Source organism: Arthrobacter sp. P2b (genome assembly GCF_900168295.1).
Taxonomy (GTDB): Bacteria; Actinomycetota; Actinomycetes; order Actinomycetales; family Micrococcaceae; genus Arthrobacter.
Genome location: NZ_FVZL01000005.1, coordinates 64918 through 77652, shown reverse-complemented (window position 1 = coordinate 77652; position 12735 = coordinate 64918). Strand labels below are relative to the sequence as shown.

Sequence of the window (12735 nt, the reverse complement as noted above, 5' to 3'; positions counted from 1 at the left end):
TAAACGCCAAAGGCGCGGGTGCCGCCTCCCGGCGGGACCCGCGCCCCCTTGACGTGCTAGGGCAAGGCCCTGGCCAAATCCTTTACGGAGTCCTGTCAGCCGGCGGAACCGGGTTGACGGGAGTGACCGGGGGAACCTGCTCGGCGGCAGGTGCCTGGCCCGGGGTTCCGTTCTTGTCAATGAGCTTGGAAGCGCCATTCTGGATCTTGTCGACGTGGCCGGAGTACTTGCCTCCGGTCTTGGTGTCGACGAAATCGCCAGCCTTGCTGATGCCGTTCTTGATGGCCTGCTCGTTGCCATGGATGAGACCCTGAGCCTTGCCCTTTAGATCGTCAATTAGTCCCACGAGCACCTCCCTTCAATCGCGGAGCCAGGTCGCTCCTCGCGCCTTCGATCCTAGCCCCGCCAGGGAAGGCTGCCAAGGAAATTGAGAGCTTTCGGTGTTCGCCCGGAGCGGATGCCCCACCTTGCCCTATCAGTTGTGGTTCCTATTGCCCGGTTTTGGCATCTGGACCTGATGGGGCATCCGGGGAAACGAAAAAAGCAGCTCCGGAGAGCTGCTTGAAAAGTGTGGGCGATACTGGGATCGAACCAGTGACCTCTTCCGTGTCAGGGAAGCGCGCTACCGCTGCGCCAATCGCCCGGAACCGGAAGCCCGGCCTATGGGTTTGTACAAGAAGTAAGAGAGCGGACGACGAGATTCGAACTCGCGACATCCACCTTGGCAAGGTGGTGCTCTACCAGCTGAGCTACGTCCGCGTGTGCAGTATTTTCCGGCCTGAGCCGGACTGCGTAAGGCAAGTTTCCTTGCCGAGTGGGCGATACTGGGATCGAACCAGTGACCTCTTCCGTGTCAGGGAAGCGCGCTACCGCTGCGCCAATCGCCCATTGCATCCGGATTTTCTCCGGAAACCATGGTTTTCACCGAGGTGGGTACGGGATTCGAACCCGTGTATACGGCTTTGCAGGCCGCTGCCTCGCCTCTCGGCCAACCCACCGTGTAAGCGTGATTCCGGGGAATCCTGCCGTGACAGTGTCCTGCGAGCGGACGACGAGATTCGAACTCGCGACATCCACCTTGGCAAGGTGGTGCTCTACCAGCTGAGCTACGTCCGCATTTTGGAGAGGTGATTCGCTGCCGTTCCCGGCATTTCCTCGCGTTCCAACGAGTAAAAACAATATAGGAGGTTCCGGGATTCTCCAAATCGGGTGCTGCGCCGGGGCCGGCAATGCGCCCGCTTCCCTGTAATGGCGCGGTTCCCGGCAAGTTACAGGCGTGTAATTCCCGACGGCGGGATGTTACGTGGCACTTATAGGGGCAGCTTCGACAGGGCATTCCAGGGATCGTTGACTTGCGGGCGGTTGTCCTCTGGATGCCGATTTTTGAAATGGCCGGATGGTGGGCTAGCATTCAAATGCATCAGGGCGATTGGCGCAGTGGTAGCGCGCTTCGTTCACACCGAAGAGGTCACTGGTTCGAACCCAGTATCGCCCACCAAAGATTGGTCCGTTTCCGCTCATTAGCAGTGGAAACGGACCTTTTTTGTGCCCGGACCTGAGCCCGGAGTTTTTGTCGGCCCCCTGTGAAAGAGTCTTTTGTATGACTGATCCACTTCTCGCCCACGCCACCGAGTACGGCCGGATGTATGCGCGGTCCACATCCGAGCAGTTCTCGGTACCGTCCATCACTACGGTGATCGGCCAGCAGCCGCACGGGCTGGACGGCTGGTTCGGATACATGGGTGCCAGCAGCCTGGCCAAGGATCCCCTGTTGGCAGACTGCCTGGGAAGCCCCGCCAAAATCAAGCAGGCCGTGAACCGTGCCGCCAAGGCTGCCGAGACCTACCGGGACGAGGCAGCCAAAAGGGGGGATCGGGTCCATAACTACTGCGAACAGGTGGCACTCCGCGCGCTCGGCCGGCCGCATGCCATGAAGGAGACCCGGGAGGCCCTGGCGGCCAACGGCGAGGAAGCCTTTGCCGTCCGGTTCGACGAATGGTGGGAGCTGTACCGGGTGGAGCCCATCGCTCCGGAAATTACCGTGTGGAACCACTCTGTCGGCTATGCCGGCACCCTGGACCTGGTGGCGCGCATCAACGGCCGCGTCTGCCTGATCGATTACAAGACCAAGGGCACCACCCGTGACGGCCTGGTCAAGCCGCTGGATGACAAGGTGGTCATGCAGCTGGTGGCCGGAATGAAGGCCGAGGAAAGCCTGGTTGATCCGGTGGCGGGAACCTGGGAACCCTGGAAGTACGGCGAAAACCCCGTGCTGCTGGCGGTCGCCATCGGCGAAACGGAAGTGCGGCCGGTGCGCGCCAACCCTGAGGTCCTGAAGCACCACTGGTGGAAGTTCTGCGCGCTGCGGCGGGTGTGGGAGCTCTCCGCGGACACCATCAGCGCAGGCACTGCGCTGCTGCCCATTGCCCCGCCGCCGCTGGCACAGGTGCGCACCGCATAGGAACGGTCACAGCACCTAAACTGGATTGGTCCCCTTTGCCGCAACCTTAAGGAAAAACAGCGCATGGCTATTCTGAATATCCGCATCATTGGCGATCCTGTGCTGCGCACAGTCGCCGATCCCGTGACGGATTTCGGGCCTGAGCTTGCAAAACTGGTCGCGGACATGACCGAAACCATGGAGGACGTGGAGGGTGCAGGCCTCGCCGCGCCCCAGGTGGGCGTCAGCAAGCGCGTCTTTACCTACCGCATCAACGGCGTCGAGGGACACATCATCAATCCTGTGCTGGACAACAGCGAGGATTACCAGCCCGATGAGGTGGAAGGCTGCCTTTCCATCCCCGGCCTGGGCTTTCCTGTAAAGCGCTTCCGCGCCACCCGCGTCACCGGCGTGGATGTCAACGGGAACCCCGTGTCCGTCGAGGCTGAGGGGATGCTGGCACGCTGCTTCCAGCACGAGAATGACCACCTGGACGGCATCCTCTACACGGACCGCCTGGAAGGGGAGGACCGGAAGGCCGCCCTGCGTTCCATCCGGAACGCCAACTACGAGGCAGTCACGGAACGCACGACGGCGAAACGCGCCAAGACAGTAGGGTCAAGTTTCGGCGGCTCCAGCTTTGGCGGGTCCAGCTTTGGTGCCGGCGCGGCTGGTATCAACGGGTGAGGGTCCTCTTCGCAGGCACGCCAACCGTCGCCGTCCCGTCCCTGAATGCCCTCATCGAGGCAGGCTTTGACGTTGTTGCCGTCCTGACGCGCCCGGACGCCCCCATTGGGCGCAAACGCGTGCTCACGCCGTCGCCCGTTGCCGCCCGTGCCGCCGAACTCGGGATAGAGGTCATCCGTGCAGCCCGCGTTGATGCCGAAGCCACTGCCAGCATCGCAGCGGTCAATCCCGATGTTGCGGCCATCGTGGCTTATGGCGGACTGGTCCCGCCCGCGGCCCTTGCCATACCCCGCCACGGCTGGGTCAACCTGCACTTTTCGCTGCTGCCCGCCTGGCGCGGAGCGGCGCCCGTGCAGCGTTCAGTGATGGCGGGCGACGACGTGACCGGCGCCGTGACGTTCCGGCTGGAGGAAGGCCTGGACACGGGTCCTGTTTATGGCACCCTTACCGAGACGGTGGGTCCGGATGACACCGCCGGTGAGCTGCTCGAACGGCTTTCCCACAGCGGCGCGGTCCTCCTGGCGCAGACGCTCTCGGCAATCGAAGCAGGGAAGGCCTCGCCTCAGCCCCAGTCCGGCGACGTATCACTGGCGCCGAAACTCACGCTTGAGGACGGCCGCCTCAACTGGGGCCATCCCGCCCTGGCCCTGGGACGGCAGGCACGGGGGGTCACTCCTGAGCCGGGTGCCTGGACGATGCTTCACGGGCAACGCGTCAAACTGGAACCACTCCGGCTCCGCCCCGATGTCTCCGGGCTGGCGCCCGGCTCGATGGCAGTAGAAGGCAAAAGCGTCCTGGTGGGCACCGGCTCCCACGCTGTGGAACTGACCCGGATCCAGCCCGCCGGCAAAAAGATGATGTCCGCTGCCGACTGGGCACGCGGTTTAGGTTCACTGGAAAGCGTGGTGTTCGAATGAGCGGGTCCGGCGGCAATTCAGGGGGGCAGGGAAACGCGGGCGGACGTGGCGCCGGTCAAGGCGGCCGCGGCAAGGGCGGCCCGCGGGACGACAGCCGGCGCAACGCCCAGGGCCGCGAACGCAACCGCGGCCCGCAGCGGAACTTCACCGGGAACGCCCCGTCCCAGCGCACCCGTCGGGCGGATCCCGCACGCCTTGTGGCGTTCGAGGTGCTGCGCGCCGTAGCGGCCGAGGACGCTTACGCCAACCTGGTCCTGCCAACCCGGATCCGCCACCACGGACTGGACAAGCGCGATGCCGGCTTCGCCACTGAGCTCAGCTACGGGGCACTCCGTGGCCAGGGCACCTACGACGCCATCCTGGCACGCTGCGTGGACCGGCCGCTGGACCAGCTTGACCCGGCCATCCTGGATGCCCTGCGCATCGGAACCCATCAGCTGCTCGCCATGCGGGTCCCGGCCCATGCTGCCCTGGACCAGACGGTGGGCCTGGCCCGCGCCGTCATTGGTGCGGGGCCGTCAGCGCTGATCAACGCCGTGCTTCGCAAAGTCACAGCCCACAGCCTCGACGAATGGCTCGACCTGCTGGTGGACGGCGAAACCGATGAAACCAGGATCGCTTCCCTCCGCCATGCCCACCCGGAGTGGATTGTCCGCGCCATGCGCCAGTCCCTGGTGGCGCACGGACGTCCGGTGGCGGAGATCAACGAACTCCTGGAAGCAGACAACGCCGCCCCCGTGGTCAACCTGGTGGCCCTCCCGGGGCTGGGGAGCCTGGACGAGGCGCTGGAGAACGGTGCAACCCCGGGGGAACTGGTGGAAGGGTCGGCGCTGTCCAGCGGCGGGGACCTGGGCCGGCTTTCCTCCGTCCGCGAAGGCACCACACGCGTCCAGGATGTCGGTTCACAGCTTGTGGCCCGCGCCATGGCGGCGGTGGACCTCGGCCCTGCCGGCGCCCGTGACGGAAATGCTGAAGCCTGGCTGGACCTGTGCGCCGGCCCCGGCGGGAAGGCGGCGCTGCTCGGCGCCCTTGCCAGGGAACGGGGGGCCACCCTGCTGGCCAATGAACCGGCGCCGCACCGCGCCAAGCTCGTCAGCCAGGCGCTCTCTGCCGTTCCCCGCGACACCTGGCAGGTCCGTACCGGTGACGGCCGCGAGGTCGGCATAGAACAGCCGGAGTCATACCACCGCGTACTGGTAGACGTACCGTGCAGCGGACTGGGAGCCCTCCGCCGCCGTCCGGAGTCCCGCTGGCGCCGTTCGCCAAAGGACCTGACGGACCTTGGTCCCCTGCAGCGGGAGCTCCTTGCTTCGGCGCTGGCCGCCGTCCGACCAGGGGGAGTGGTGGCCTATGTCACCTGCTCGCCGCATCCGGCCGAAACCAAGGCCGTGGTGGCTGATGCCCTCGGCAAGCGCGACGACCTCGAACTCCTCGACGCCGGTGCGGCCCTGGACGCCGTCAGCCTGACGGGGAGCCTGGGTGCCGGGCACGAGTCCACCGCGCAGCTCTGGCCACATGTCCACAGCACCGACGCCATGTTCCTCGCCCTCATCAGGAAGAAGCAGAAACAGTGAAAGGCAACCCCGTGACGCAATGCTGCATCAACCCGAGCATCCTCTCCGCCGACTTCGTCAACCTTGAGGCTGAACTGCAGCGCATCAGCAATGCCGACGCCGTGCACGTGGACGTTATGGACAACCACTTCGTGCCCAACCTGACCATCGGGCTGCCCGTGGTGCAGCGAATCCAGGCCGTCAGCCCCGTCCCGCTTGACGCGCACCTGATGATTTCCGACGCCGACCGCTGGGCACCCGGTTTCGCCGACGCCGGCCTGGCCTCGGTGACGTTCCACGCCGAGGCGTCCATCGCCCCCGTGAAGCTGGCCCGTGAACTGCGGAGCAGGGGCTCCAAGGCCGGGATGGCCCTGCGGCCCGCTACTGCGGTGGAGCCCTACCTGGACATGCTGCAGGAACTGGACATGCTGTTGATCATGACCGTGGAACCGGGCTTCGGCGGCCAGGCTTTCCTGGACGTGACACTGCCCAAGATCCGCCGCGCGAGGGCGGCGATCGACGGCTCGGGAATCGGCGTAGCCATCCAGGTGGACGGCGGAATCACCGAAGAGACAATCACCCGCGCTGCGGAAGCGGGCGCCAACGTCTTTGTCGCCGGCTCTGCTGTCTACGGCGCCGATGATCCTGCCGCTGCAATCGACCGGCTGCGGCAGGAAGGCGCGCGGACGTTACGCGCAGCGTCGGAATAACCGGGAGTAGGTTCTGGTTGTGGCACAATAACAAAACACATACGTGCTCCGGGGTCGGTGTAAGTCCGAACCGGCGGTGACAGTCCGCGACCCGCGAGCCGGTGGTTTTCTTCGGAGAATCCCGGCAGACGGTTGAACCGGTGAAATTCCGGTACCGACAGTTAAAGTCTGGATGAGAGAAGCACGTACAGCTGTATCTGCGGGGCCGTCGGGCTCCGCAGCGTTCTGCTGTCGTATACCCCCGGAGCCATCGCGGTTCGAGAGGGAAGGAACGACACAGGAATGAACCCCAAGCGATGGCTCTTTGATGCCGATAACACCGCTGCTTCGATGGCAGCCACCCCCACTGTGGTGGCAGCCGCATGACGGTCAGCAACCCGCCGGTTACGGCGCAAAGCCAAAACCTCCGTCAGGACGCCACTGGAACCCTGCCATCCGGACACCCGGGACTGAGTTCCGCCGCCGGAATCGTCACAGCCTTCAGCGCCACTGAAACCGCTGCCATGGAGGCTGCCCTCCAAGCAGCCCTGCAGGGGCCGCGCGGAGCGAACCCGCTGGTGGGCGCCGTCGTCGTCGATCCCAAAGGCCGCACCCTCGTCACCGGATTCCACCGCGGCGCGGGAACTGCCCACGCGGAGGCTGACGCGATCGAGCAGGCCAACGCCGCAGGGCTGGACCTGGCCGGATGCACCATGGTGGTGACGCTGGAGCCGTGCAACCACGTGGGCCGTACCGGCCCCTGCGCCGAGGCCATCATCGCCGCCGGTATCACCGACGTGGTGTACGCCGTGGATGATCCCCATGACCCCGCCGCCGGCGGAGCCGCAACGCTCCGTTCCGCGGGGGTCCGGGTCCGCAGCGGACTCGGCGCCGCCGAATCTTTGGACCTGAACCGCCGCTGGTTCGAGGCGGTGGCTGCCCGGCGTCCCTTCGTCACGCTGCATATCGCGCAGACCCTCGACGGCCGCATCGCCGCCGAGGACGGCACCAGCCAGTGGATCTCAAGCCCGGAATCCCTGATCGACAATCACGCCATCCGCACCCGCATCGACGCCATCCTGGTGGGCACGCAGACTGTGCTGGTGGACAATCCGAGGCTGACAGCCCGTGATCCCCAGGGAGCACCCGCTGCAAAGCAGCCGGTGCGTGCCGTCATGGGACTCCGCGATATCCCGGCCGGGGCCGCCATCCGCGGTGACGACGGCCTGGCCGTGCACCTTCCCACCCGGGAACCCCGGGAGGCCCTGTCCACGCTCTACGCATCCGGCGCCCGCCACATCATGGTGGAGGGAGGCTCGCGCATCCTCAGCGCATTCCTCACCGCCGGGCTGGTCGATGAACTCATCGTGTACCTCGCCCCCACCTTGCTGGGGTCCGGAACCCCGGCCCTGAACGGCCTGGGCATCACCAGCCTTCCGGACGCCCAGCAGTGGGAGTGGGACGCGTCCGACGGCGGTGCGGTGCGTACGCTGGGCCGCGACCTGAGACTTCACCTGAGACCGCAACGGACTGTTGCCCTCGATCCACAACCAGCACTCAACCCACAACCGTCCCGCGGCAGCGCGGAGCAAGCCCAGGGAGGCTACTGATGTTTACCGGAATTATTGCCGAACAGGGACACGTCCTGTCCGTGGACCGTGACGGCGACACTAGCGCCACAGTCCGGCTCCAGGCACCAAGCACCACGGAGGGCCTTGCCCTGGGTGGCTCGATCGCAGTCAACGGTGTCTGCCTGACGGCCACGGAAATTGACGGCAAGGAGTTCAGCGTGGACGTCATGGGGGAGACCCTGGTCCGCAGCACCATCGGCGAACTCGCTGCGGGCGACTCCGTGAACCTGGAACGCTGCGTCCCGGCCGGCGGACGGCTGGACGGCCATGTGGTGCAGGGCCATGTGGACGGGGTGGGAGTCCTGCTGGAGCGCGAGCCGCTGGGCAACTGGGAACGGCTCCGCTTCGGTGTGCCCGTCAACCTGGCCCGCTACATCGCCGAAAAAGGGTCCATCGCCATCGACGGCGTATCCCTCACCGTCACGGCCGTCAGTGCCGCCACCGAACCGGAGCCATGGTTCGAAGTGGGTCTGATTCCCACCACCTTGGCGGAGACCGGCCTGGGCGCCAAGCGTACGGGCAGCCGGGTCAACCTCGAGGTGGACGTCCTGGCCAAGTACACCGAACGCCTGCTGGCGTTCAGCACGTCCCGCCCTGCCGCTGCCGAAGGAGGCGCGCGATGAACGCCGCCCTCCGGCTCCAGCCCGAGGTGACCGGCGCCGCCGTCGCCGGTTCCGGGACCGGCAGTGCCCTGGCCGGCAACGCCCAGGCGGAACCTGGCCGCGCACTTGATTCCATCGAGGAAGCAGTACGGGCGATCGCCGCCGGACGGCCCGTGCTGGTGGTGGACAACGAGGACCGGGAAAACGAAGGCGACATCATCTTCGCCGCCCAGCACGCCACCCCGGCGCTGATGGGATGGACCATCCGCTACAGCTCCGGCGTCATCTGCGTCCCGCTCTCCGGCGACCGCGCGGATGCCCTGGCACTGCCGCCCATGGTGGAAGTGAACGAAGATGCCAAGGGAACCGCCTACACTGTCTCCTGCGATGCGGCCGTGGGTGTCAGCACAGGGATCTCGGCCACGGACCGGGCCCTCACGGCCCGGGTGCTGGCGGATCCGCAGTCCGTGCCCGCGTCAGTCACCCGGCCGGGGCATATATTTCCGCTCCGTGCAGTTGACGGAGGTGTGCGGGAACGCCCGGGCCACACCGAGGCCGCGGTGGACCTGTGCCGCCTGGCCGGCCTTGAGCCGGTGGGCGTCATTGCAGAAGTGGTGTACGACGACGGCGAGATGATGCGTTTGGACGGGCTCCGCGCCTTTGCGGCAGAGCATGGCTGCCCCCTGGTCTCCATTGAGGACCTGGCGGCCTACCTCGCAGCAGGGCCGGGGATTCCCCACGACAGCGCCCGGGAGGTTCCGGGCGGGAAGAAGGAGACAAGATGACGGCGTCCGCAGCCAGCGACGGCATGCACCAGGATGGCCACCGGACAGGGCGCACCGGCAGCGGTGTTGTGCCCCATCCGGTCAGCGGCGGCCCCATCGTGCAGCTGCCCACCGCTTTCGGCGATTTCGTGGCGCAGGCATGGACAGACCTTGTGACCGGCGTTGAACACCTGGCCGTGAGTTCCCCCAACCCTCCCCGCGACGGCAAGGCACCCCTGGTCCGCCTGCACTCCGAATGCCTCACGGGTGACGTGTTCGGCTCGTACCGTTGTGACTGCGGCGAGCAGCTGGCCTATGCGCTTGAGGTGATCCACGAGCATGGCGGCACACTGCTGTACCTGCGCGGCCAGGAAGGCCGCGGCATCGGCCTCGCCAACAAGATCAAGGCCTACGCGCTGCAGGAGGCCGGCTTCGACACGGTGGAGGCCAATGAGCAGTTGGGACTCCCGGTGGATGCGCGCTCGTACAACGCCGCAGCCCAGGTGCTTGCCGAGATGGGCCTCCACGAGGTCCGGCTGCTGAGCAACAATCCGGACAAGCAGAACAGGCTGGCACGTGCCGGCGTCAAGGTAGTGGAGATGGTCCCCACCGAAGTACCGTCCCGGGACCAGAACATCCGCTACCTGCAGACCAAGAAGGACCGGATGGAGCACCGCCTGATCCTGGACAACCACGTGGCAGCTGTGCCCGTGACCACCCCCGACACTTTTATCCACGAACAAGACTGAACGGAACAAACGAACTTATGAGCGGACACGGCGCCCCCGACATCGACCTCAGCACCCTCAACCCCGCCGAAACGTCGCAACTGCGGCTGGCGATCGTGGCGGCCAGCTGGCACACCCAGATCATGGACGGACTCCTCGACGGAGCCCTGCGCGCGGCGAAGGATGCCGGCATCGCCGAGCCCACCGTCCTGCGCGTTCCCGGCAGCTTCGAACTGCCGGTCGCTGCCGCGCGGCTGGCACCGCACTTCGACGCCGTCGTGGCCCTCGGCGTCGTCATCCGCGGCGGCACGCCGCACTTCGACTACGTCTGCCAGGCCGCGACGTCGGGACTCACCGACGTCAGCGTGGCCACCGGCGTACCCGTGGGCTTCGGCGTCCTCACCTGCGACACCGAACAGCAGGGCCTGGACCGCGCCGGCCTCCCCGGGTCCAAGGAAGACAAGGGACACGAGGCCGTCACGGCGGCGCTGGCCACCGCCGTCGTCCTCAAGCAGTACTCCTAGCATGCGAGGGGCGCGGTGTGTATTCGCTCACATCGCGCCCGTCATGCAACGGCCCGGGAAGCGCCCTTCGGGCCGCAGCAAGTAGGCTGGAGGGCGTGAAGAATTTCGAGACGCTGTTCGCTGAGCTCAGCGAGAAGGCAGCCACCCGCCCGGAAGGCTCCCGCACCGTCGCTGAATTGGAGTCCGGTGTTCACGGCATCGGCAAAAAAGTCGTTGAGGAAGCAGCCGAGGTTTGGATGGCTGCCGAATATGAATCCGATGAAGCCGCGGCAGAGGAAATCTCCCAGCTGCTGTACCACCTGCAGGTTCTGATGCTCGCCAAAGGCCTGACCCTGGAAGACGTCTACAAGCATCTGTAGCCACCGGTCCGGCGCGCCTCGAGCCGCCGTGCCCGCTGTGGCCTGCACTGCCTGAACACCTAGACCTCCCAATCCAGAAAGATTTCCCATGCTGCGAGTAGCCGTCCCCAACAAGGGATCCCTGTCCGAAGCCGCCTCCGCCATGCTGTCCGAAGCCGGATACCGCCAGCGCCGCGACACCCGCGAACTGGTCATGGTGGACCCGGACAATGACATCGAGTTCTTCTTCCTGCGCCCGCGCGACATCGCCGTGTACGTCGGCCAGGGAACGCTCGACGTCGGCATCACCGGACGCGACCTGCTGCTGGACGCAGAGGTAGAGGCAGAGGAGCTGCTTCCGCTGGGATTCGCCGCCTCCACGTTCCGCTTCGCCGGCCCGGTCGGGGATTTCGGGAAGGTTGAGGAGCTTGAGGGCAAGCGCCTGGCCACCAGCTACGACGGACTCCTCCGCACCTACCTGGCTGAACGCGGCATCAACGCCAAGGTGGTCCGCCTGGACGGCGCCGTGGAATCCTCGGTCCGGCTGGGCGTGGCCGACGCCATCGCCGACGTCGTGGAGACCGGCAACACGCTCAAGGCCGCCGGCATGGAAATCTTCGGCGATCCGATCCTCAAGTCCGAGGCAGTCCTGATCCGCCGTACCGGCGCAGGCGGCGCCGCCAACGGCACCGCCAGGGAAATCGACGTCCTCATCCGGCGCCTGCAGGGCGTCCTGGTGGCGCGGCAGTACGTCCTGATGGACTACGACATCCGCAAGGAACTCGTGGAGAAGGCAGCCGCCCTGACCCCCGGCCTGGAATCGCCCACCGTCTCCCCGCTGCGGGACTCCGACTGGGTTGCCGTCCGGTCAATGGTGCCCAAGAAGGAAACCAACCGGATCATGGACGAGCTCTACGACCTCGGCGCCCGCGCCATCCTGGTCAGCAGCATCCACGCCTGCCGCATCTGAGCCGGCCCGCGCAGCAGCACAACGCGCAGCAGTACCAACCGCAACATTCCAGGAGTTCCCATGGCAGTAGCAGTACGCGTCATTCCCTGCCTTGACGTGGACGCCGGACGCGTCGTCAAGGGCGTTAACTTCGAAGGCCTCCGCGACGCGGGGGATCCCGTTGAGCTGGCGCACCGCTACGACAATGCCGGGGCCGACGAACTGACGTTCCTTGACGTGACGGCGTCATCCGGCAACCGCGAGACCACCTTCGACGTGGTCCGCCGCACCGCAGAGGAAGTGTTCATTCCGCTGTGCGTGGGCGGCGGCGTCCGCGGCGTCGCCGAGGTGGACAAGCTGCTGCGCTTCGGTGCGGACAAGGCGGCCATCAACACTGCCGCCGTCGCCCGCCCGGACGTCATCGACGAAATCACCCGGCACTTCGGTTCCCAGGTCCTCGTCCTGTCCGTCGATGCCCGCCGCACCCGCCCCGGATCCAAGCCCACGCCGTCGGGCTTCGAGGTGACCACCCACGGCGGGCGCACCGGCACCGGAATCGACGCCATCGAATGGGCCAAGGAAGCCGCCGACCGTGGCGTGGGGGAGATCCTGCTCAACTCCATCGACGCCGACGGCACCAAGGACGGCTTCGACCTGGAAATGATCCGCATGGTCCGGGCTGCTGTCAAGGTTCCGCTCATCGCCTCGGGCGGCGCCGGGGAACCGGCCCACTTCCCGCCCGCGGTGGCGGCAGGTGCGGACGCCGTGCTGGCCGCATCGATTTTCCACTGGGGTCCGAACGACATGATGCACCAGGTCAAGGACGCCATCAGGGCAGCAGGCTTCGAAGTCCGCTGACGATTCGGTGGTTGAGCCGTGGGCCCACGCCCGCAGGGTTCCCTGGCCGAGCTTG

General features: G+C 66.3%; 14 protein-coding genes, 6 tRNA genes and 1 riboswitch. Of the genes, 14 read left to right on the top strand and 6 right to left on the bottom strand.

The genetic code is table 11. From position 1 onward, the window contains the following. Positions 1 to 82 precede the first annotated feature (82 nt). From B5520_RS10895 to B5520_RS10870, 6 genes are all read right to left on the bottom strand, one after another. Positions 83 to 346, bottom strand: a complete 264-nt coding sequence (locus B5520_RS10895; RefSeq protein WP_079597232.1) for an antitoxin — start codon at positions 344 to 346, stop codon at positions 83 to 85. A gap of 225 nt (positions 347 to 571) precedes the next feature. Next, positions 572 to 643: transfer RNA gene (locus B5520_RS10890), tRNA-Val, on the bottom strand. 43 nt (positions 644 to 686) lie between these two features. Then, positions 687 to 759, bottom strand: a tRNA-Gly gene (locus B5520_RS10885). 56 nt (positions 760 to 815) lie between these two features. Further along, positions 816 to 887: transfer RNA gene (locus B5520_RS10880), tRNA-Val, on the bottom strand. Positions 888 to 927: 40 nt separating this feature from the next. Further along, positions 928 to 998, bottom strand: a tRNA-Cys gene (locus B5520_RS10875). A 45-nt stretch (positions 999 to 1043) separates the two neighbouring features. Then, positions 1044 to 1116, bottom strand: a tRNA-Gly gene (locus B5520_RS10870). A gap of 307 nt (positions 1117 to 1423) precedes the next feature. Here B5520_RS10870 and B5520_RS10865 point away from each other — a divergent pair. The 14 genes from B5520_RS10865 (at position 1424) to hisF (ending at position 12680) form a co-directional block, all read left to right on the top strand. Beyond that, positions 1424 to 1498 (top strand) — tRNA-Val (locus B5520_RS10865). Positions 1499 to 1600: 102 nt separating this feature from the next. Beyond that, on the top strand, positions 1601 to 2461 hold the full coding sequence (locus B5520_RS10860) for a cytochrome (protein WP_079597081.1): 861 nt from the start codon (positions 1601 to 1603) through the stop codon (positions 2459 to 2461). Positions 2462 to 2524: 63 nt separating this feature from the next. Continuing rightward, the gene (gene def, locus B5520_RS10855; protein ID WP_079597080.1) at positions 2525 to 3127 is read left to right on the top strand and encodes a peptide deformylase; all 603 of its coding nucleotides are present in this window, start codon (positions 2525 to 2527) and stop codon (positions 3125 to 3127) included. Continuing rightward, positions 3124 to 4044: a methionyl-tRNA formyltransferase gene (gene fmt, locus B5520_RS10850; RefSeq protein ID WP_079597079.1), complete on the top strand. Its 921-nt coding sequence runs from the start codon at positions 3124 to 3126 to the stop codon at positions 4042 to 4044. Before def ends, fmt begins: the two co-directional genes overlap by 4 nt. Then, a complete protein-coding gene (locus tag B5520_RS10845) occupies positions 4041 to 5618 on the top strand; it encodes an RsmB/NOP family class I SAM-dependent RNA methyltransferase (protein ID WP_079597078.1) in 1578 nt (525 codons plus the stop codon). Before fmt ends, B5520_RS10845 begins: the two co-directional genes overlap by 4 nt. Positions 5619 to 5629: 11 nt before the next feature. Further along, entirely contained in the window at positions 5630 to 6307 is a 678-nt protein-coding gene (gene rpe, locus B5520_RS10840) for a ribulose-phosphate 3-epimerase (RefSeq protein ID WP_079597231.1), read from the top strand. A gap of 39 nt (positions 6308 to 6346) precedes the next feature. Further along, positions 6347 to 6496: riboswitch (FMN riboswitch) on the top strand. 314 nt (positions 6497 to 6810) lie between these two features. Continuing rightward, the gene (gene ribD / locus B5520_RS10835; RefSeq protein WP_254865549.1) at positions 6811 to 7896 is read left to right on the top strand and encodes a bifunctional diaminohydroxyphosphoribosylaminopyrimidine deaminase/5-amino-6-(5-phosphoribosylamino)uracil reductase RibD; all 1086 of its coding nucleotides are present in this window, start codon (positions 6811 to 6813) and stop codon (positions 7894 to 7896) included. Further along, positions 7896 to 8540 carry a riboflavin synthase gene (locus B5520_RS10830; protein WP_079597076.1) on the top strand — a complete coding sequence of 215 codons (645 nt, stop codon included), beginning with the start codon at positions 7896 to 7898 and terminating at the stop codon, positions 8538 to 8540. Before ribD ends, B5520_RS10830 begins: the two co-directional genes overlap by 1 nt. Beyond that, a complete protein-coding gene (ribB, locus tag B5520_RS10825) occupies positions 8537 to 9304 on the top strand; it encodes a 3,4-dihydroxy-2-butanone-4-phosphate synthase (RefSeq protein ID WP_079597075.1) in 768 nt (255 codons plus the stop codon). Before B5520_RS10830 ends, ribB begins: the two co-directional genes overlap by 4 nt. Next, complete coding sequence (ribA, locus tag B5520_RS10820; RefSeq protein WP_079597074.1) at positions 9301 to 10032, top strand: GTP cyclohydrolase II; 732 nt, start codon at positions 9301 to 9303, stop codon at positions 10030 to 10032. The genes ribB and ribA overlap by 4 nt, the downstream gene beginning before the upstream one ends. Before the next feature lie 17 nt (positions 10033 to 10049). Further along, positions 10050 to 10535: a 6,7-dimethyl-8-ribityllumazine synthase gene (gene ribH, locus B5520_RS10815; RefSeq protein WP_079597073.1), complete on the top strand. Its 486-nt coding sequence runs from the start codon at positions 10050 to 10052 to the stop codon at positions 10533 to 10535. A 95-nt stretch (positions 10536 to 10630) separates the two neighbouring features. Then, entirely contained in the window at positions 10631 to 10894 is a 264-nt protein-coding gene (locus B5520_RS10810; RefSeq protein ID WP_009358176.1) for a phosphoribosyl-ATP diphosphatase, read from the top strand. Between the two features lie 88 nt (positions 10895 to 10982). Beyond that, complete coding sequence (hisG, locus tag B5520_RS10805; protein ID WP_079597072.1) at positions 10983 to 11843, top strand: ATP phosphoribosyltransferase; 861 nt, start codon at positions 10983 to 10985, stop codon at positions 11841 to 11843. Positions 11844 to 11903: 60 nt separating this feature from the next. Then, the gene (hisF, locus tag B5520_RS10800) at positions 11904 to 12680 is read left to right on the top strand and encodes an imidazole glycerol phosphate synthase subunit HisF (protein WP_079597071.1); all 777 of its coding nucleotides are present in this window, start codon (positions 11904 to 11906) and stop codon (positions 12678 to 12680) included. The last annotated feature ends 55 nt before the right edge of the window (positions 12681 to 12735 follow it).

Bases quoted from the DNA above. Each gene is read 5' to 3' on its own strand.
- B5520_RS10860 (WP_079597081.1), top strand. From the start codon at position 1,601: ATGACTGATCCACTTCTCGCCCACGCCACCGAGTACGGCCGGATGTAT.
- def (WP_079597080.1), top strand. From the start codon at position 2,525: ATGGCTATTCTGAATATCCGCATCATTGGCGATCCTGTGCTGCGCACA.
- B5520_RS10845 (WP_079597078.1), top strand. From the start codon at position 4,041: ATGAGCGGGTCCGGCGGCAATTCAGGGGGGCAGGGAAACGCGGGCGGA.
- ribD (WP_254865549.1), top strand. From the start codon at position 6,811: ATGGAGGCTGCCCTCCAAGCAGCCCTGCAGGGGCCGCGCGGAGCGAAC.
- B5520_RS10830 (WP_079597076.1), top strand. From the start codon at position 7,896: ATGTTTACCGGAATTATTGCCGAACAGGGACACGTCCTGTCCGTGGAC.
- ribB (WP_079597075.1), top strand. From the start codon at position 8,537: ATGAACGCCGCCCTCCGGCTCCAGCCCGAGGTGACCGGCGCCGCCGTC.
- ribA (WP_079597074.1), top strand. From the start codon at position 9,301: ATGACGGCGTCCGCAGCCAGCGACGGCATGCACCAGGATGGCCACCGG.
- ribH (WP_079597073.1), top strand. From the start codon at position 10,050: ATGAGCGGACACGGCGCCCCCGACATCGACCTCAGCACCCTCAACCCC.
- hisG (WP_079597072.1), top strand. From the start codon at position 10,983: ATGCTGCGAGTAGCCGTCCCCAACAAGGGATCCCTGTCCGAAGCCGCC.
- hisF (WP_079597071.1), top strand. From the start codon at position 11,904: ATGGCAGTAGCAGTACGCGTCATTCCCTGCCTTGACGTGGACGCCGGA.